A 20,709-nucleotide genomic window follows, 5' to 3' on the forward strand; every position below is an offset into this window, starting at 1 on the left:
AGTTTTAAAATATTACTTTTATAATATTTTTCCTTTTAAGTTATAATCTTTTAAAATAAGTTGTTCTATCGAATTATGCACTTGATTATATTTTCCTTCATAAATATTTATAAAAGCATTATTTATTTTAAAATATATATCATCTATATCAAATATTATATTTTTATTGTTAGTTGTAAAAAAACTTTTAGTAGCGATACTACCATTTTCTATATTTTCTACAAAATAATATTCTATATCTTCGCCATAAAAAATAGGTAAAGTTACAATATATATTCCAAATTTAAAATATTTCATTTTTATAGATAAAAATTTATCTTGGTTTATATTTTTATAATGTAAATAAACCTCCCTATTAGGTACAGTATTGTAAATAAAAGGTTTATTTTTATATAAATACGAGAAATCTTTAAATTTGTCTTTATTATTTTCAAATATTTTAAATCCTATTTGCTCCTTTTCCATATTTTTTATAATTTGATTTAATATATTATTTTTATTTTCTAAATTATAATTTCCTTTTAAATATATATGTGCCAAAGCATATCCTAATATGTTATAGTTAGTTTCTTTAAATATATATTCCATAATGTATAAAACATCATCACTAAATATATAATCACCATTAAAGGCCTCATACATACAATAATTTAAAAAATATTCTATAATACTACTGTCTACATCTTCTTGATATAATTTTAAAAATATTTTTTCACTATAACTATTTATACTATGTGTATATATTGTTATTTTTAATATATGCTCATCTATCTCTTTTTTCAAAATACCTATTGTTTCTAAAGATTTTCTAAGCTCAATCCATTCTTTAAGACTACCTTTATAATTTTTTAAAACTATTTCTATAAAAATATTATCAACCTTTGAACGAAGTAAAAGCTCATATGCAAATACCGCTATATCTTTATCATATTTTTCATCTTCACTTATATTTTTTATAGCATAAAATAACACATCATCACTTAAAATATGAGCTTTCTTTTTAATAATTTCAATAGATTTTTCATATTCTTTACAAATAATATAAGATTTTAGAATATTATCTAAATATTTATCGTTTATATATTTTTCTAAAACTTTTTTATAATAACTTGTTGCTATTTCATAGTTTTCATTATAAAAATTAATGTTACCAATATTTAATAATATTTTCATTTTAAAATGTATTGATATGTTTAAATTTAATGCTTCTTGTAAAATTTCTATTTTGCTACTATCTAAATCATCACATTCTAAAAAATATCTTACTGTATTTATTAGTGTAAATTTATCTCTATAACCTTTTTGATAAAATCTATTAAAATATTTACCATTAACTCTTTCTACAACTCTTTTAATTTTTACTTTACAGTCTAATAAATCTTTTTTTTCTTCAGTAAATACATAATAATAAAAATTTGTTGAGCTTGCTGTTATAATAGCCTTATTATTATTTATCCTGTATTCTGTAATACTATCTATTTCATAATCTTTTATAAGGATAACTTTAGCTTTATTATCTTCTATAAATATTTCATATAAAAAATTATTAGGATATAAAATATCCATTATTTTCTTTTCTTCTAAGCTATCTTCTTTTACAAAATCTAATAAATATTTATAAAGTGTATAATAATATTTACCTGTGCAACCTTTTTCTAAAAAATAAGCTGAATATTGTAATATTTTATTTTTATTTTCCAAAACTAAACTATTGTATTTTTTATCATTTAGAATAATATAATATATAAATAACATTAAATCTATGTCTTTATTTTTTTCTTTTAAAAATTGCCTTATAGGATAAAGCCCTATATCTTCCATATTATTTTTATAACAAGCTTTTATATAATTATTATTTAATTTATCCATAGATAATTGCCTATTTATAGCTTCTTTAAAGAAAAAATAACTATATTTATTATGTATATTATTTTGAAGATATACCTCGCAAATTTTTATTAAAATAAAATCTAAATTATAATTAAAATATAGTTTTTTATTAAATGTATTTTCACTATAATTAAACATTATACTATTTTCGTATCTAATTATTGTTTTCTCTATATTTATTCCATTGTATAAAGACCATTTTATATAATTTTTAAATATTCCTTTATCTATATTTATAAATTTTTGCTTTTTTTCTAAAATATTATACAAAATTATATTTTTATAAAAACTATTATCATTTATATTTTTTATATATTCCATAATATTTCTATCAACATCATCTATTATTATTTTTAAAAATATTATATATAATTTTGATTTATCACTTTCTATATTTTGTAAATATTTTATATACTTATTAGTAGACCTAATAGCTCCTTTATTAGCTCTTATTAACCCTTGCAAAAATAAATAAAATTCATATTTTTCTTCATCATTATTTCTTAAATATTTTTTATATTTAGAAATATTACTATTAAAATAATCTATTTTTTCTTTATCTTTAATATTTATACTAAAAAACAATATTGCAAGCAAAATATCTATATCCGACTTATTTTTGTTTAAATATTCTGCACAATAATTATAGGCTTTGTTTAAATAAGTAATTTTATCCATAGTTAAAAATCCTAAATAATATGTGTTTAAAAGGAATATAAGTCTTTTTTTATTTTTTTTATTATTATATTGCTTTTCTATATTATTAATATTTTTTTCTAAAAATTGCATATTAATACTCCTATATTAAACTATTGCCAATATATATAATTTTTTGTATTTTATATATATTATCTCCAAAAATAACTTTTATAAATATTTCACTTTCTAAGTTAGGCTTTTTAGTAAAATCCATCTGTGCCTTTAAAAATCCTGTTAATCTTACGTCAAATCCAATTTCTGCATATTTTGATACAAGATACTTTTTACCTTCAAAATGTATAAAAGTATCATTAGGTATAATTTCTACTATTATGTCTTCCTCTGTATTATTTAATATTTTTAATATTCCTTTATCCGTTATTGTAAAATATTTTCGCTCCAATAATATTTCAACTGGATTTTTTCTGTTAAGCTCTATTGTTACACTCTGATTTGTTTTATTAAATAATATTTTTCTTTTTTCAAAAAAACTATCTATTTTATTTTTTAAAATTTTAAATTCTAAATTATATATTCCATTTTCATCAAAATCTTTATTAGTAATTTTACTTTTAGATATTTTTATAAAATTTATATCTTCTTCTAATATAATATCTTCTTCAAAATATCCTGTACCTATAAGCTTTATAGGTATAATCCCTATTATCTCTGTATCCAATCTTGTGGTAAAATATTTGTATTTAAAATTTTTTTGCATTATTTGTATATATGCTCTTTCTTTCATTTTTGTTAGAATAAAAAAGTTATCTAAAGCCCTTTGTTTATTGGCATCTTTTAGTATTTCTTCTACTACGTCTATATGTTTATATTTTATATTTTTTAACCATAATACAAACTCATAAGAATAAAAAATTCTTATTGCATCAATATAATTTTTTAAATAATACTGATAAAAATCTTTTATTGTATATATCTTATTTTTACCACATTCTAAATAATCAAAATTTAAAATATTAATAAAAACAGGAATATAAATTTGACCTCCATTAGATATTATAGTTATTTCACTTTTTATAAAGTCCCCACTAGAATATATTGAAGGTACCACTCGATATTCTATGTTTATATCATTACCATAAAATTCTTCTTTATCTAGTATTATACAGTCTGTATTTGATATTATATTACCTGATAATGTACCTCCCCCAATATTTTTGATATTTATAGTCCCGCTATTTTTTTCATTCATATTTATAGCTATTTTATCTATATCTATTTGTATATTAGGTAAAGGATATTCTAAAAATTCTTTTAAATCCATTTTTTTACCTTCTTTAATAATATGTTTTTATACTTTCTAATAAATGTTAATTTTATTATAAATCATTTTTTGCAAACTATCAACTTTTAAATAAATAATTGTTGAAATTAATAGATTTTTATTTTAATATATATATTGATAAAATTTTAAAGGAGGAGATTTATGCTTAATCATGGTGGAGATTTAGATATGATAAATCAAAAATATAACATACCTAAAAATTCTATTATAGATTTTAGTGGAAATATAAACCCTTTAGGTATGTCTAATAAAATAAAAAATACTATAAGTAGTAATATTGATGTTATAACGACTTATCCAGATAAAAACTACTCTACTTTAAAAAAATCTATATCTAATTATTGCAATTGTAGTGAAAATAGTATAATTGTTGGTAATGGAGCTACTGAAATTATTTCTTTGTTTATAAAAAATTTATCTCCTAAAAATGCTATTATTGTTTCTCCTTCTTATTCTGAGTATGAACGAGAATTAAAAAATAATAACTGTAATATACATTTTTTTCATTTAAAAGAAGAAGATAATTTTATACTAAACATACAAAATCTTTTAAATATTATTAACGATAAAATAGATTTAGTTATTTTATGTAACCCTAATAATCCAACAGGTACTGCTCTAAATAATGACCAAATTAAACTTTTATTAGAAAAATGCAAATTCTTAATGATAGATGAAACATATGCTGAGTTTTCTAGTGAAAGTGAAAATATATGTGCTACCTCTCTTGTAGACTATTATGACAATTTATTTATTATAAGAGGTACTTCAAAATTTTTTGCTATACCTGGTATAAGGCTTGGTTATGGTATTTGTAAAAATAAAGATATTTTACATAAAATAAATAAATACAAAGACCCTTGGAGCGTTAATTCTATTGCAAATTTAATTGGTATAACTATATTTAATGATATAGAATATATTAAAGCCACCAAAAATTTAATATCTACACAAAAAAAATATATATTTAAAGAACTTTCTAACATTAATAATTTAAAATTTTATGATAGTAAATCTAACTTTATATTATGCAAAATTTTAAACAAAAAAACTACTTCAACAAACCTTTTTGAAATACTTATAAAAGAAAATATACTAATAAGAGATGCTAAAAATTTTACTTTTTTAGATGATAGTTTTTTTAGATTTTGTATCCTTTCTGAAGAAAACAACAAACGATTAATAAATAAACTAAAAAATATTTTACTATAAGAGGTGTTATATGTTAAATAAACTTAATACTTTAGATGTTTTAGATTTAACCAAAGATGAAGCTTTAGAAGAAGCAAAACGTTGTTTAAATTGTAAAAAACCCCTTTGTGTTACTGGTTGTCCTATACAAAATAATATTCCACAATTTATAAAAGCCGTTGTAGATGATGATTTAAAACTAGCTTATAAAATATTATCTGAAAAGACAAATTTACCTGCTATATGTGGAAAAATTTGTGCTCACGAAAAACAATGTGAAGGTAGTTGTATCTTAGGTAGAAAAAAAACTCCTGTTAAAATTGGTAGGATAGAAAATTTTATAGCCAATTATGCTTATGAAAATAATTTTATAGATAATCAAAAATTTAATAATAACTTAAGTAAAGTTGCTATTGTTGGTTCTGGTCCTTCTGGTCTTAGCTGTGCATACATACTAGCTAAAGATGGATTTAATGTTGATATATACGAAATGGAAGAAAAACCAGGCGGTATATTATCCTATGGTATTCCTACGTTTAGGCTACCTACATATTCCGTTGATAGAGAGATAGAAAAATTAAAAAATTTAGGTGTAAACTTTATATTAAATAGTAAATTTGGTAAAGACTTTTCAATAGAAACATTAAAAAATAAAGGATATAATGCTATATTTTTATCTACTGGAGCAAATATGCCAAAATCTATTAATATTAAAGGTGAAAATCTTAATGGTGTTATACACGCTAATCAGTTTTTAACTGACTTTGCTAAAGATAAAAATAACCCTATTATAAAATCTTCAGACATTGTGTTAGTTATTGGTGGTGGTAATGTTGCTATGGACGCCTCTAGAACAGCAAAAATTTTAACTGACAAAACAACTGTTGTATATAGAAGAACAAGAGAAGAAATGCCTGCTTCTTTGGAAGAATATGAAGAAGCAGTTAAAGATAATGTTAACTTTATGTGGAGATGTAACCCTTTAGAGTTTATTGGTGAAGATAATAAAGTTACTGGATTAAAAGTAAAAAATTTAGACACAGAAGAAGAGTTTATTATACCTTGTACAATTGTTTTAACTGCTATTGGCTCTAAACCTATTGTAGAAGATAATTCTATAAAATTAGATGATTGGGGTTGTATAAAAATATCCGATTCTCCTTTTGGTATGACAAATATAGATGGTGTTTTTGCCGGTGGAGATGTTGTAAATGGCCCAGACACAGTTGTTGTCGCTATGCGTGAAGGAAGAAAAACTGCACATAGCATAAAAGAATATATTTCTTCAAAATTTTATGAATAAATTTTTCACTGCATCAAATAATATTTACATAAAATAAAGGAGGTATATTTATGGCAAAAGCTGGTATGAAAAGACCTGGTAAAAATAGTCAACCTAAAACAGAAAGTAATAAAAAATATCATTCTAATAAAAATACATTAGACCCTGTTCCTGAAATACAAGGCAAAGCTAAAAACTAATAAGTTTATAAGTAAAAAAGAGTATATTAAAATACTAAATTATTGTATTTTAATATACTCTTTTTATATAAATTTTTCTAAAACTTTTTAAAAGTTATAGAAAAAATCTATATCTTTATTTACATATATTTTAGTTATTATTATCTTCATTATTAGTATTATTTTCTTTATTTTCAGGTTCTACTGGCTCAACATTTATAGTTGTATTATTATCATTATTTTGTGTATTATTATTTGTATTAGATGTATTAAAAAAATCTTTTATAGATTTTGCAAATTCATCAAATAATTCTTCTGTTTTATTAAAAACTGCTTGTGTATTTTGTTTTATTTTAGTTGTATCTGGCTTTGGCATATTGTCAAATTTATATTTTAAATCATTTTTAAAATCTTCAAAATTAGAAGAACTATTTTTATTTATTGCGTTTAAAAGTTTAACCCCATCATCAACAGATATTTTGTTTTCTTTAACCATTTCCAAAATCATTATTCTTTCATTTGTCATATTAATTACCTCCATAAATTTTATTAGATATATATAATATACGTAACTATGTATACAAATGTTTTATTAATTATAAAATAATTTTATTAAACATATAATAACTATAAAAATATATTAAATTGTGTGTTATTAATAAAAATTTCTAATAAATGACAAAAAAAATTGTATAAAAAATATAAAGCAATAAAATTGTATATATGTTATAATATTATCAATGTGATGAATATTTTTATTAATCACAATTTCTAAAAATTAACTTTAAATTTAGTAGCACAAAATATTGTGTATTTTGAAAGGGGAATTTATTATGTTAAATAAAAAATCCGTTGATGATTTACAAGTAAAAGGGAAAAGAGTATTAGTAAGATGCGACTTTAATGTTCCATTACAAGATGGTGTTATTACAGATGAAAACAGAATAGTTGCTGCTCTTCCAACAATAAATAAATTAATAAATGAAGGTGCAAAAGTTATTTTATGTTCTCATTTAGGTAAGCCAAAAGAGCCTACTCCTACTGCATCTTTAGTACCTGTTGCTACTAGATTATCTGAAAAATTAGGTAAAACAGTTGTTTTTGCCGCTGATGATACAGTTGTTGGCGAAAATGCTAAAAAAGCCGTTGAAGAAATGCAAGAAGGTGACGTTGTTTTATTACAAAACACTAGATTTAGAAAAGAAGAAACTAAAAACGAAGAAACATTTAGCAAAGAGCTTGCTAGCCTTTGTGATGTTTATGTAAATGATGCTTTTGGTTCTTCTCATAGAGCACATTGTTCAACTGTTGGTGTTACAAAATTTGTTTCAGAATCAGCTGTTGGATATTTAATGGATAAAGAAATAACTTATTTAGGTAATGCTGTAAATAACCCTGTTAGACCTTTTGTTGCTATCTTAGGTGGTGCTAAAGTTTCTGACAAAATTAATGTTATCAATAACTTACTTGAAAAAGTTGATACATTAATTATTGGCGGTGGTATGGCTTACACATTTATGAAAGCTAAAGGCCTTGAAGTAGGTAACTCTTTATTAGAAGCAGACAAAGTTGAATATGCTAAAGAAATGATGGAAAAAGCTAAAGCTAAAGGAGTAAACTTCTTAATCCCTGTTGATACAGTTATCACACAAGAATTTAAAAATGATACAGAATTTAAAACAGTAGAAGGAAATATTCCAGAAGGTTGGCAAGGTCTTGACATAGGTGAAAAAACTAGAGAATTATTTAAAAATGCATTAAAAGATGCTAAAACTGTTGTTTGGAACGGACCTATGGGTGTGTTTGAATTTGCTAACTTTGCAAAAGGTACTATCGCAGTAGCAGAAGCTTTAGCAAACATTGATGCTACAACAATTATTGGTGGTGGAGATTCTGCTGCAGCCGTTAACCAACTTGGTTTTGCAGATAAAATGAGCCATATTTCAACTGGTGGTGGTGCTTCTTTAGAATTTTTAGAAGGTAAAGAATTACCAGGTGTTGTTGCAGCAGATGACAAATAATTATACTTTTAATATAAAATTTTACCTTAATTATTTTTATAACTAAAGGCTAAGGCTTAATTTAGTCTTAGCCTATATATTTATGGAGGGATATTATGAGAAAAAAAATTATTGCTGGTAACTGGAAAATGAATAAAAATCATAAAGAAGCAGTTGAGCTTATAAATACTTTAAAAAGTGGTATTGATACAGATAAAAGTGATGTAGTAGTTTGCGTTCCTTTTGTAGATTTAATGTCTGTTTCTGAAGCTATTAAAGGCACAAATATTAATCTTGGAGCTCAAAATATGCACTTTGAAGAATCTGGTGCTTATACTGGAGAAATTGCTCCATCTATGCTTAAAGAACTTGGCGTAAAATATGTTATTATAGGTCATTCTGAAAGACGTGCATATTTTGGAGAAACTGATGAAATAGTAAATAAAAAAATTAAAAAAGCTTTAGAACACGATATTATCCCTATCTTATGTGTTGGTGAAAGCCTTGAAGAAAGAGAGCTTAATATTACTATAGAATTAGTTAGAATGCAAGTTAAAAAGGCTTTTGCTAATATTTCTAAAGAAGATGCTAAAAAAGTTGTTATTGCTTACGAACCAATTTGGGCTATTGGTACTGGTAAAGTAGCAACAAAAGAACAAGCTGAAGAAGTTTGTGCAGAAGTTAGAAAAGTTATAGCAGAAATATATGGTCAAGATGTTTCTGATGTTATTAGAATACAATATGGCGGAAGTGTTACTGGAGATAGTGCAAACGAACTATTTAATATGCCTAATATAGATGGTGGTTTAGTTGGTGGCGCTAGCCTTAAAGAAGACTTTATTAAAGTTGTAAACTATTAATTCTTAGTAAGGAGGTAAATATGGAGAAAAAAACAACTATTTTAATGATATTAGATGGGTTTGGTATAAATGATAAAACTGAAGGTAATGCTATAAAACTTGCTAATACTCCTAATATTGATAAAATAACTAAAGAATACCCTTGTGTTAAAGGTAATGCTAGTGGTTTATTTGTTGGCTTACCAGACGGTCAAATGGGTAATTCTGAAGTTGGACATTTAAATATGGGAGCTGGTAGAATTGTTTATCAAGAGCTTACTAGAATAACTAAATCTATCCATGATGGAGATTTTTTTGAAAACAATGTTTTAAAAAGTGCTATGGATAATTGTAAAGAAAGAAATACAGCTTTACATTTAATGGGGCTTTTATCTAGCGGTGGTGTTCATAGCCATAATGAGCATTTATATGGCCTATTAAAAATGGCTAAAATGAATGGTATTGAAAAAGTATATGTTCATGCATTTTTAGATGGTAGAGACACTCCCCCAACCTCTGGTAAAGGATTTTTAGAAGAATTACAAGCTAAAATTAATGAAATTGGTGTAGGAAAAATAGCTACTATTAGTGGTAGATATTATGCTATGGATAGAGATAATCGTTGGGAAAGAGTAGAACACGCATACAACGCTATGGTTATGGGTAAAGGTGGTAGTACAGACAATGTTATATCTTATATAGAAAATTCTTATTCTAAAGATGTTAATGATGAATTTGTAGTACCTACTGTAGTTACAGAAAATGATATGCCAATAGCTACTATTAATGAAAATGATTCTGTTATTTTCTTTAATTATCGTCCTGACAGAGCTAGAGAAATGACAAGAGCTTTTTGTGATGAAGACTTTACAGGTTTTGATAGAGCTAAAGGTTACTTTAATTTAAAATTTGTTACTTTTACAGATTATGATTCTTCTATTAAAAATAAAGAAGTTGTGTTCTTAAAAGAAAGTTTAACAAATACTTTTGGCGAATACATATCTAATTTAGGTCTTAAACAATTAAGACTTGCAGAAACAGAAAAATATGCTCACGTTACATTTTTCTTTAATGGTGGTGTAGAAGAGCCATATAAAAATGAAGATAGAATTTTAATCCCTTCACCACAAGTAGCAACTTATGATTTACAACCAGAAATGAGCGCTAAAGAAGTTACAGAAAAATTAACAGAAAATATTGCAAGTGGCAAATATGACTTAATTATTGTAAACTATGCAAATCCAGATATGGTAGGTCATACTGGTGTTGTAGATGCAGCTATTAAATCTATAGAATTTATAGATGAATGTATAGGAAAAGTAGTAGATACAGTAATATCAAATAATGCTCAAATGTTTATTTGTGCAGACCACGGAAATAGCGACCAATTGATAGACTATACTACTGGCGAACCTTTTACAGCTCATACAACAAATCCAGTACCTTTTATTCTTATTAATTGTGATAAAGCTAAAGGTCTTAAAGAAGATGGAAAACTTGCTGATATAGCTCCAACTCTTTTAGATATGATGAATTTAGAACAACCAAAAGAAATGACTGGTGAATCTTTATTAATAAAATAAATAATTAATAAAAAAATTATTATGTTAAAATATTGACATTATTTACATTTAAAGTTATTATTATATTATAACAGGCTATGTTATATAACATAAATTGAAAGGAGATTTTTATATAATGAAAGGTTATATTGAAATTGTTGATGTAATTGCAAGAGAGGTATTAGACTCTAGAGCTAATCCTACTGTTGAAGTTGAAGTTATCGTTGAAGATTTAGTAGGTAACTTAGTTATGGGTAGAGCAGCTGTTCCTTCTGGTGCATCTACTGGTGAACACGAAGCTGTTGAGCTTAGAGACGGTGGCGATAGATACGTTGGTGCTGGTGTTGAAACAGCAGTTAAAAACGTAAACGAAACTATTGCTGAAGAAATTATCGGTATGAACGCTCTTGACCAAGTTTCTATTGATAGAACTATGATTGCTTTAGACGGTACTCCTAATAAAGCTAAATTAGGTGCTAATGCTATTTTAGCAGTATCTATGGCTGTTGCTAGAGCGGCTGCTGAAGCATTAAATATGCCTTTATATCAATATTTAGGTGGATTTAATTCTAAAACTTTACCAGTTCCTATGATGAACATTTTAAACGGTGGTAAACACGCTGATAACACTGTTGACGTTCAAGAATTTATGATTATGCCTGTTGGTGCTACTTCTTTTAAAGAAGCTTTAAGAATGTGTGCTGAAATATACCACAACTTAAAGAAAGTATTAAAATCTAGAGGTCTTTCTACAGCTGTTGGTGATGAAGGTGGTTTCGCTCCAGACTTAGCTACTTCTGACGAAGTTATTGATTTAATCCTTGAAGCTACTGAAAAAGCTGGTTACAAACCAGGCGAACAAATTAAAGTGGCATTAGACGTTGCTTCTTCTGAACTTTATGACAAATCTTCTGGTAAATACTACTTTGAAGGTGAAAGTAAAATGAAAGGCGAAGAAATCTACAGAACTTCTGAAGAAATGGTTGCTTACTATGAAGCACTTGTTGCTAAATACCCAATCATTTCTATTGAAGATGGTTTAGATGAAAACGACTGGGATGGTTGGAAATTATTAACTGAAAAATTAGGTAATAAAATCCAATTAGTTGGTGATGACTTATTTGTTACTAATACAGAAAGATTACAAAAAGGTATCGAGCTTGGCGTTGCTAACTCAATCCTTATTAAAGTTAACCAAATCGGTACTTTAACTGAAACTTTTGAAGCTATCCAATTAGCTAATAGAAATAATATGACTGCTGTTGTATCTCATCGTTCTGGTGAAACAGAAGATTCTACTATTGCAGACATATCTGTTGCAGTAAATGCAGGACAAATTAAAACTGGTGCTCCTTGCCGTTCTGACAGGGTTGCAAAATATAACCAATTATTAAGAATTGAAGAAGAGCTTAATGATTCTGGTGATATTGCAGAATATTTAGGTCTTAACACTTTTTTCAATTTAAAAAATAAATAATTTATAAAATATTTTATAAAGGCTATATCAATTTTTGATATAGCCTTTTCTAATATTTTAAATAATTAAAATTTTAATATTTATTTTTTAATATAAAACTAAAAAAATAAAATTAATCTATATTTATTATTTATAAATAATCTTATATTTATTTAGAATTATATAATTTCCCTCTTTGTTAAGTATATATCAATAAAAAATGCTAAATAAGTAATAAAAAGGTTGCATACTGTAATTATACAACTAAAAACAATATACAACCTTTTAATATTAATAATATTTTTTATACAATATCATCTATATTTTCTTCTACTTCATCTGTTATTTCTTCATTTTGTTTATCTTTATCTAGTCTTAAATCTATTTTTCTATAAGTTTGCATACCTGTACCTGCTGGTATAAGTTTACCTATAATAACATTTTCTTTAAGACCAATAAGTGGGTCAACTTTACCTTTGATAGCTGCTTCTGTAAGAACTTTTGTTGTTTCTTGGAAAGATGCGGCAGAAAGGAATGATTCTGTAGCAAGAGATGCCTTTGTTATACCTAAAAGCACACGTGTACCATTTGCTTGTTCCAAACCTTCTTCTAACATTTTTTTGTTAGTTTCATCGTATTCTAACCAATCTATTAAGCTACCTGGTAAAAACTCTGTATCCCCTGGTTCTTCTATTTTTGTTCTCTTAAGCATTTGTCTAACAATAACTTCTATATGTTTATCGTTGATATCAACACCTTGTAAACGATATACACGTTGAACTTCTTGTATCATATAGTCTTGAACACCTCTAATACCTTTTATTCTAAGTATATCATGAGGGTTAACACTACCTTCTGTAAGCTCATCTCCGGCTTCTATATAATCACCATTTAATACTTTTATACGAGACCCATAAGGTATAAGATATTCTTTTATCTCTCCATTATCTGCAGTAACTGTAACTTCACGTTTATTTTTAGTTTCTGTAATAGAAACTTTACCGCCAAATTCAGCTATTATAGCAAGTCCTTTAGGTTTTCTTGCTTCAAATAATTCATCTACACGAGGTAAACCTTGTGTAAGGTCAGTACCACCAGAAACACCACCTGTATGGAATGTACGCATAGTAAGCTGTGTACCTGGCTCACCTATAGATTGTGCAGCAATAATACCTACTGCCTCACCTATTCTAACAACACGACCACTAGCCATATTTGCACCATAACATTTAGAGCAAACACCTTTTCTAGATCTACAAGATAAAATATTTCTTATAAGAACTTTTTCTATACCTAGATTTTCAACAAGCTCTGCTTGGTCTGGTGTAATCATAGTATCTGCTTCTACTATTATTTCACCTGTTTCTGGATGTTTAATATTTTCAACTGAATATCTACCTCTTATTCTATCTGATAAAGGTTCAATAGTTTCTTGTCCATCCATAAATGCTTTAACCCACATACCTGGAACTTCGCCTGTTTCTTCAGCACAGTCAAACTCTCTAATAATAATATCTTGAGATACATCAACTAATCTTCTTGTTAAGTATCCAGAATCGGCTGTTCTAAGAGCTGTATCTGAAAGCCCTTTTCTAGCCCCATGAGCAGATATAAAGTATTCTTGAACTGTAAGACCTTCACGGAAATTAGCTTTGATAGGAAGCTCAATAGTTTCCCCAGAAGGTGATGCCATAAGACCACGCATACCTGCAAGCTGTTTAATCTGTCTATTAGAGCCCCTCGCTCCAGAGTGCGCCATCATATAAATATCATTATATTTACCAAGACCTGCTAAAAGTGCATTTGTTATTTTATCATCGGCTGTTTCCCAAGCTTTAATTACTTTAAAATGTCTTTCTTCATCTGTCATAAGACCACGTCTAAACATTTTTGTAATTTTATCAACTTCTTTGTCTGCCTCTTCTAAAAATGCTTCTTTTTCTTCTGGTATTTCCATATCGGATACAGAAACAGTTAAAGCTCCTTTTGTAGAGTATTTAAATCCTAAGTTTTTAATATCATCTAACATTTTAGCAGTATCTGTTGCCGAATGTTTATTTATACAACGATTAATTATCTTACCTAATGCTTTTTTATCACACAAGAAATCTATTTCAAAATCAAATTTATTTTCTTCTTTTGTTCTATCAACAAACCCTATATCTTGAGGTATTATTTCATTAAATATTACTCTACCAACAGTAGAATTTACTATTTTGCTTTCTATTGTTCCATCTTCATTTTTAATAGTTCTTCTTACTTTTATTTTAGCATGTAGACTAATGATATGGTTATCATAAGCTAAAATAGCTTCATTTTCATCTTTAAATACTTTACCTTCACCTTTTTCTCCGTCTTTTTCAAGGGTTAAATAGTAAATACCTAAAACCATATCCTGAGAAGGAACTGTAACAGGTTCACCATCTGAAGGTTTTAAAAGGTTGTTTGGTGCAAGTAGTAAAAATCTACATTCTGCTTGTGCCTCTACAGATAAAGGAACGTGAACAGCCATTTGGTCTCCATCAAAGTCGGCATTATATGCTGTACAAACAAGAGGATGTAATTTTAAAGCACGTCCTTCTACTAAAACTGGCTCAAATGCTTGTATACCAAGTCTATGAAGAGTAGGAGCACGGTTAAGCATAACAGGGTGCTCTTTAATAACTTCTTCTAAAACGTCCCAAACTTCTCTTTGTAATCTTTCTACCATACGTTTAGCAGATTTTATATTATGAGAAATTCCATCTTCTACTAATTTTTTCATAACAAAAGGTTTAAATAACTCTATTGCCATTTCTTTTGGTAAACCACATTGATATATTTTAAGGTTAGGACCTACAACGATAACAGAACGTCCAGAATAGTCAACACGTTTTCCTAAAAGATTTTGTCTAAAGCGACCTTGTTTACCTTTTAATAAGTCTGAAAGAGATTTTAAGCTTCTGTTGCCAGGGCCTGTAACAGGGCGCCCTCTTCTACCGTTATCTATAAGTGCATCTACTGCCTCTTGAAGCATTCTTTTTTCATTTCTAACTATAATATCTGGAGCTCCCAGCTCTAAAAGTCTTTTAAGACGATTATTTCTATTTATAACTCTTCTATAAAGGTCATTTAAGTCTGATGTTGCAAACCTACCACCGTCTAACTGAACCATCGGTCTAATATCTGGTGGTATTACTGGTAATACATCTAAAATCATCCACTCTGGCTTATTATTTGACACCCTAAATGATTCTATAACTTCTAATTTTTTAATTATTCTAACTCTTTTTTGACCAGTACTTTCTTTAAGTTGGGCTTTAAGCTCTTTAGATTCTTTTTCTAAATCTATTTGTTGTAAAAGAATTTTTATAGCCTCAGCACCCATACCAACTGTAAAAGTATTTCCATATTTATCATATGCTTCTCTATATTCTTTTTCTGTTAATAAATCTTTATAAGATAAAGCTGTATTACCAGCATCTAAAACTACATAATTTGCAAAATATAGAATTTTTTCTAAAGAACGTGGGCTCATACCAAGTATAATACCCATACGGCTTGGTATTCCTTTAAAATACCATATGTGAGATACTGGGGCTGCTAGCTCTATATGCCCCATTCTCTCGCGTCTTACCTTAGATTTTGTTATTTCAACACCACATCTGTCGCAAACAATGCCTTTGTATCTAACTCTTTTAAATTTTCCACAATGACATTCCCAGTCTTTTTGTGGACCAAATATTCTCTCACAAAAAAGACCATCTTTTTCTGGTTTTAAGGTTCTATAATTTATAGTTTCTGGTTTTTTTACCTCGCCTCTAGACCATTCACGTATTTTTTCAGGAGATGCTAATCCAATCTTAATAGAATCAAAAATTATAGATTGTTCACTATTTTGTGCACTCATATAACACCTTTCTCCTTTCTATTATTCAAAATTATCTTCATCAATAAATTCTTTGCTTATTTCGGCAAAAATGTCTTCATCGTTATAATCTAAATCAATGTCTTCTTCTAATAATATTTCTTCTATAGGGTCAATATCATCATAGTCTGTAAATTCATCTATAATCAGATTTTTTTCTAAAACATTTGTTAAAATATCTTCAGTTTCTTCTTCTTCTGTGCCTTCTATATTTACATTTACAGAGATAGCATCACCGTCTTCTATAGATTCTTTTATTTCAACTTCTGTAGAATCTTCTAATAAGACACGAACATCTAAACCTAATGCTTGAAGTTCTTTTAACAATACTTTAAATGATTCTGGAACACCTGGTTCTGGTATATTTTCACCTTTAACAATCGCCTCGTAAGTTTTTACACGACCTACTATATCGTCCGATTTAACTGTTAATATTTCTTGTAAAGTATATGATGCACCATAAGCCTCGAGTGCCCAAACCTCCATCTCACCAAATCTTTGTCCACCAAATTGTGCTTTACCACCAAGTGGTTGTTGTGTAACTAAAGAATATGGACCAGTTGAACGTGCGTGTATTTTATCATCTACAAGGTGATGTAATTTAAGATAGTGCATAAATCCTACTGTTGTAGCATTGTCAAACTCTTCGCCTGTTCTACCATCTCTAAGCTTTATTTTACCTGTATGATTAAGCTTAACACCACGCCATTCTTCTCTATGGGCTTTATTTTTTTCTAAATAATCAAATATTTCATCATTAATTTTATCTTTCCATTTAGCTTCAAAATCTTCCCAAGATGAATTTGCATAATCATTTGCAAGCTCTAATGTTTCCATAATATCATTTTCGTTTGCACCATCAAATACTGGTGTTGCTATTTTCCAATCTAACACTTTAGCTGCTAATGATAAATGTATTTCTAATACCTGACCAATGTTCATACGAGAAGGAACCCCAAGAGGATTTAAAACAATATCAAGTGGTCTACCATTTGGTAAGAAAGGCATATCTTCTACTGGTAACACACGAGATACAACCCCTTTGTTACCGTGACGACCAGCCATTTTATCCCCAACAGATATTTTTCTTTTTTGAGCTATATATACACGAACAAGTTTATTAACACCTGGTGGTAATTCGTCGCCATTTTCACGAGTAAATATTTTAACATCTACGATTATACCACATTCTCCATGAGGTACTCTTAAAGATGTATCTCTAACTTCACGTGCTTTTTCACCAAAAATAGCTCTTAAAAGTCTTTCTTCTGCTGTAAGCTCTGTTTCACCTTTAGGTGTAACTTTACCAACAAGAATATCATTAGGAGAAACTTCTGCCCCTATTCTAATAATACCACTTTCTGTTAAATCTCTTAATGCATCATCACCAACGTTTGGTATATCTCTTGTTATTTCTTCTGGTCCTAGCTTAGTATCTCTAGCTTCACATTCGTATTCTTCTATATGAATAGATGTATATACATCTTCTGCAACAAGTCTTTCGCTAAGTAAAACAGCATCTTCATAGTTGTAACCTTCCCAAGTCATAAATCCGATAAGTGGATTTTTACCAAGTGCAAGCTCGCCATCTTTTGTAGAAGGACCGTCTGCTATAATGTCTCCAGCATTAACAATTTGCCCCTTAGAAACAATTGGCTTTTGGTTCATACAGTTACTTTGGTTACTTCTTTTAAATTTGCTAAGTTTATATCTATCTTTTCTACCTTCGTTAGTTTTTATTATTATTTCTGAAGCATCTACTTTTTCTATAATACCACTATTTTTAGCTACTATAACAACACCTGAGTCTTTAGCTGTTTTATGTTCCATACCAGTACCAACAACTGGTGCTTCTGTTGTTAAAAGAGGTACTGCCTGACGTTGCATGTTAGACCCCATTAATGCTCTTGTAACGTCGTCATTTTCAAGGAAAGGTATTAAAGCTGTAGCTACAGAAACAAGCTGTTTAGGAGAAACGTCCATAAGGTCAATTTTGTTTGGTTCTATCTCTACGTTATCTTCGCCAAGACGAGCTGTAACTTTTGGATGAATAAATTCTCCATTTTCATTTAATGGTTCATTAGCTTGTGCTATAACATAATTTTCTTCTTCATCTGCAGTTATATATATAAATTCATTGATAACTCGAGGTTTGTCACCAGATTTATCTATTTTTCTATAAGGAGCCTCAATAAATCCATATTGATTTATTTTAGCAAATGTAGCTAAAGAGTTAATAAGACCGATGTTTGGCCCCTCTGGTGTTTCTATAGGACACATACGACCATAATGTGAGGTATGTACGTCCCTAACCTCAAAGCCCGCTCTATCTCTTGATAAACCACCAGGACCTAAGGCAGATAAACGGCGTTTGTGTGTCATTTCACTAAGAGGGTTGTTTTGGTCCATAAACTGTGAAAGTTGTGAGCTACCAAAAAACTCTTTTATAACAGCTGTTACTGGTTTAATATTTATTAAGGCTTGTGGAGTTATTGTGTCTAATGTTTGAGTATTCATTCTTTCTTTTACAACTCTTTCCATACGAGAAAGCCCTATTCTAAATTGGTTTTGTAAAAGCTCCCCAACTGCTCTAATACGTCTATTGCCAAGATGGTCAATATCATCTTCCGCACCAATACCATAATCTAAATGTATATTATAGTTAATACTAGCCATAATATCTTCAAAAGTAATATGTTTTGGTACTAATCTTTGAAGATTAGTTTCTATTTTATATTTTAAATCTTCTCTATCGTCTGCAAGCTCAAGTAACTCTAATAAAACTGGATAATAAACATCTTCTTTAATACCCACTTCTTCTTTAGTAATATCATAGGCTTTTAAATATTCTGTTGCATCAACTGTAAGGTTACCTATTACTTTACATACTTTATCATCTTCTACATATACATTAATATATGGTATACCGGCGTTTTGTATTTTATCTGCTATTTCAGATGTTATTTTTTCTCCTTCATTAGCTAATATTTCACCTGTTGTAGTATCCACTACATTTTCTGCTAATTTAAATCCACGAACTCTATTTTTATATGATAGTTTTTTATTAAATTTATATCTACCAACACGTGCAAGGTCATATCTTTTAGGGTCATAAAACATACTGGTTAATAAAGATTGTGCACTTTCTACCGTAGGTGGTTCACCTGGTCTTATTTTTTTATATACTTCTAACAAGCCTTCTTCGTATGTTTTAGTTATATCTTTTTCTATAGTAGCTAAAATTTTTCCTTCTTCGCCAAAATATTGGATAATTTCTTCATCTGTGCCTATACCTAAAGCACGTATTAAAGATGTAACAGGTATTTTACGGTTTCTATCTACCCTAACATAAAATACATCGTTAGAATCTGTTTCATATTCAAGCCACGCACCTCTATTTGGTATAACAGTAGAACTTATAAGGTTTTTACCAACCTTATCTTTTTCCATAGCATAATATATACCAGGAGAACGAACAAGTTGGCTAACAATAACACGCTCTGCACCATTTATAACAAATGTACCTGTATCTGTCATTAATGGAAAATCACCCATAAATATTTCTTGTTCTTTTATTTCATCGTCTTTTTTGTTAGTAAGTCTAGTTTTTACTCTTAAAGCTGCTGCATAAGTTGCATCTCTTTCTTTACATTCAGCAATAGAATATCTAGGTTCAGAGTCTATTTTAAACCCAACAAATTCAAGTATAAGATTATTGCTGTGGTCTGTTATAGGTGATATATCTTCAAACACCTCTTTAAGCCCTTCTTCAATAAACCAATCATAGCTATCTTTTTGAAGAGCAAGAAGATTAGGCATTTCTAAAACTTCATCTATTCTGGAATAGCTCATACGAACAACATCGCCAAATTTAATCGGTTGTATTCTACTTTTCTCCACGGCACTACACTCCTTAAATATATTTTAAGCTAAAAAGCTTTGTTTGCTATAAATAAGTTTTATTTAAAACACAAAAAACCACCGAATACTATTATTTTATTTTTAAAATTATTGTGTTCGGCTAAAATTATTATAAAATCAAATGGTTGTAATACATATAAATACATCCTTTTCTATTTCTATTTTATATATTTTTTGAGTAAAAATAAATAACTTTTTAAATTTTTCATCAATAATTGTACCTTTTGATACATTTTTTAATTTTAACATATTTTGTATTATTTGTCAATATATTTTAATGTAATTGATAAGATTTTTATAATGAAAACAAAAGATATGAATTTTATCATATCTTTTGTTTTCATGTTATCTATGAATAAAATTAATAATAAGTTTCTTAAATTTATAAAATAAATTCTAATTTAATTTGTATCTATATTAGTATTTTACTTATACATTTATTATAAAAACATATAAATAATTTATGATTTTTTATCAATA

General features: G+C 27.6%; 12 protein-coding genes. 7 read left to right on the forward strand and 5 right to left on the reverse strand.

Annotated elements, in window-relative coordinates; all coding sequences use genetic code 11:
* Positions 1-18 precede the first annotated feature (18 nt).
* Positions 19-2,679 carry a DUF5717 family protein gene (locus NBW53_RS06540; protein WP_250277463.1) on the reverse strand — a complete coding sequence of 887 codons (2,661 nt, stop codon included), beginning with the start codon at positions 2,677-2,679 and terminating at the stop codon, positions 19-21.
* Between the two features lie 10 nt (positions 2,680-2,689).
* Positions 2,690-3,871: a DUF5717 family protein gene (locus NBW53_RS06545; protein WP_250277465.1), complete on the reverse strand. Its 1,182-nt coding sequence runs from the start codon at positions 3,869-3,871 to the stop codon at positions 2,690-2,692.
* A 162-nt stretch (positions 3,872-4,033) separates the two neighbouring features.
* Here NBW53_RS06545 and NBW53_RS06550 point away from each other — a divergent pair, with 162 nt between their 5' ends.
* From NBW53_RS06550 to NBW53_RS10065, 3 genes are read left to right on the forward strand one after another with little or no spacing between them, the layout of a single operon-like run.
* Entirely contained in the window at positions 4,034-5,104 is a 1,071-nt protein-coding gene (locus NBW53_RS06550; protein ID WP_250277467.1) for a pyridoxal phosphate-dependent aminotransferase, read from the forward strand.
* 10 nt (positions 5,105-5,114) lie between these two features.
* The gene (locus NBW53_RS06555; RefSeq protein ID WP_250277468.1) at positions 5,115-6,386 is read left to right on the forward strand and encodes an NAD(P)-dependent oxidoreductase; all 1,272 of its coding nucleotides are present in this window, start codon (positions 5,115-5,117) and stop codon (positions 6,384-6,386) included.
* 50 nt (positions 6,387-6,436) lie between these two features.
* Positions 6,437-6,565, forward strand: a complete 129-nt coding sequence (locus tag NBW53_RS10065; protein ID WP_284345808.1) for a hypothetical protein — start codon at positions 6,437-6,439, stop codon at positions 6,563-6,565.
* A 130-nt stretch (positions 6,566-6,695) separates the two neighbouring features.
* Here the strand turns inward: NBW53_RS10065 and NBW53_RS06560 are convergent, their stop codons facing one another.
* Entirely contained in the window at positions 6,696-7,070 is a 375-nt protein-coding gene (locus NBW53_RS06560; RefSeq protein ID WP_250277469.1) for an SHOCT-like domain-containing protein, read from the reverse strand.
* Between the two features lie 307 nt (positions 7,071-7,377).
* On the opposite strand from NBW53_RS06560, the gene NBW53_RS06565 reads away from it, so the two are divergent.
* From NBW53_RS06565 to eno, 4 genes are all read left to right on the forward strand, one after another.
* Entirely contained in the window at positions 7,378-8,565 is a 1,188-nt protein-coding gene (locus tag NBW53_RS06565) for a phosphoglycerate kinase (protein WP_330651602.1), read from the forward strand.
* 92 nt (positions 8,566-8,657) lie between these two features.
* A complete protein-coding gene (gene tpiA, locus NBW53_RS06570; RefSeq protein WP_250279018.1) occupies positions 8,658-9,404 on the forward strand; it encodes a triose-phosphate isomerase in 747 nt (248 codons plus the stop codon).
* Between the two features lie 20 nt (positions 9,405-9,424).
* Positions 9,425-10,966, forward strand: a complete 1,542-nt coding sequence (gene gpmI / locus NBW53_RS06575) for a 2,3-bisphosphoglycerate-independent phosphoglycerate mutase (RefSeq protein ID WP_250277470.1) — start codon at positions 9,425-9,427, stop codon at positions 10,964-10,966.
* Positions 10,967-11,081: 115 nt separating this feature from the next.
* Positions 11,082-12,422 (forward strand): phosphopyruvate hydratase, encoded by a 1,341-nt coding sequence (eno, locus tag NBW53_RS06580; protein WP_250277471.1) that lies wholly within the window; start codon positions 11,082-11,084, stop codon positions 12,420-12,422.
* Positions 12,423-12,705: 283 nt separating this feature from the next.
* Here the strand turns inward: eno and rpoC are convergent, their stop codons facing one another.
* Together rpoC and rpoB are read right to left on the reverse strand one after the other, a co-directional pair.
* Positions 12,706-16,290 (reverse strand): DNA-directed RNA polymerase subunit beta', encoded by a 3,585-nt coding sequence (rpoC, locus tag NBW53_RS06585; protein ID WP_250277472.1) that lies wholly within the window; start codon positions 16,288-16,290, stop codon positions 12,706-12,708.
* A gap of 21 nt (positions 16,291-16,311) precedes the next feature.
* A complete protein-coding gene (gene rpoB / locus NBW53_RS06590) occupies positions 16,312-20,208 on the reverse strand; it encodes a DNA-directed RNA polymerase subunit beta (protein ID WP_250277473.1) in 3,897 nt (1,298 codons plus the stop codon).
* Positions 20,209-20,709: the final 501 nt, after the last annotated feature.

It is taken from the genome of [Clostridium] colinum, from assembly GCF_940677205.1.
Lineage (GTDB): Bacteria > Bacillota > Clostridia > Lachnospirales > CAG-274 > Tyzzerella > Tyzzerella colina.

Bases quoted from the DNA above. Each gene is read 5' to 3' on its own strand.
- NBW53_RS06555 (WP_250277468.1), top strand. From the start codon at position 5,115: ATGTTAAATAAACTTAATACTTTAGATGTTTTAGATTTAACCAAAGAT.
- NBW53_RS06550 (WP_250277467.1), top strand. From the start codon at position 4,034: ATGCTTAATCATGGTGGAGATTTAGATATGATAAATCAAAAATATAAC.
- eno (WP_250277471.1), top strand. From the start codon at position 11,082: ATGAAAGGTTATATTGAAATTGTTGATGTAATTGCAAGAGAGGTATTA.
- NBW53_RS06560 (WP_250277469.1), bottom strand. From the start codon at position 7,070: ATGACAAATGAAAGAATAATGATTTTGGAAATGGTTAAAGAAAACAAA.
- NBW53_RS06565 (WP_330651602.1), top strand. From the start codon at position 7,378: ATGTTAAATAAAAAATCCGTTGATGATTTACAAGTAAAAGGGAAAAGA.
- gpmI (WP_250277470.1), top strand. From the start codon at position 9,425: ATGGAGAAAAAAACAACTATTTTAATGATATTAGATGGGTTTGGTATA.
- NBW53_RS10065 (WP_284345808.1), top strand. From the start codon at position 6,437: ATGGCAAAAGCTGGTATGAAAAGACCTGGTAAAAATAGTCAACCTAAA.
- NBW53_RS06545 (WP_250277465.1), bottom strand. From the start codon at position 3,871: ATGGATTTAAAAGAATTTTTAGAATATCCTTTACCTAATATACAAATA.
- NBW53_RS06540 (WP_250277463.1), bottom strand. From the start codon at position 2,679: ATGCAATTTTTAGAAAAAAATATTAATAATATAGAAAAGCAATATAAT.
- rpoC (WP_250277472.1), bottom strand. From the start codon at position 16,290: ATGAGTGCACAAAATAGTGAACAATCTATAATTTTTGATTCTATTAAG.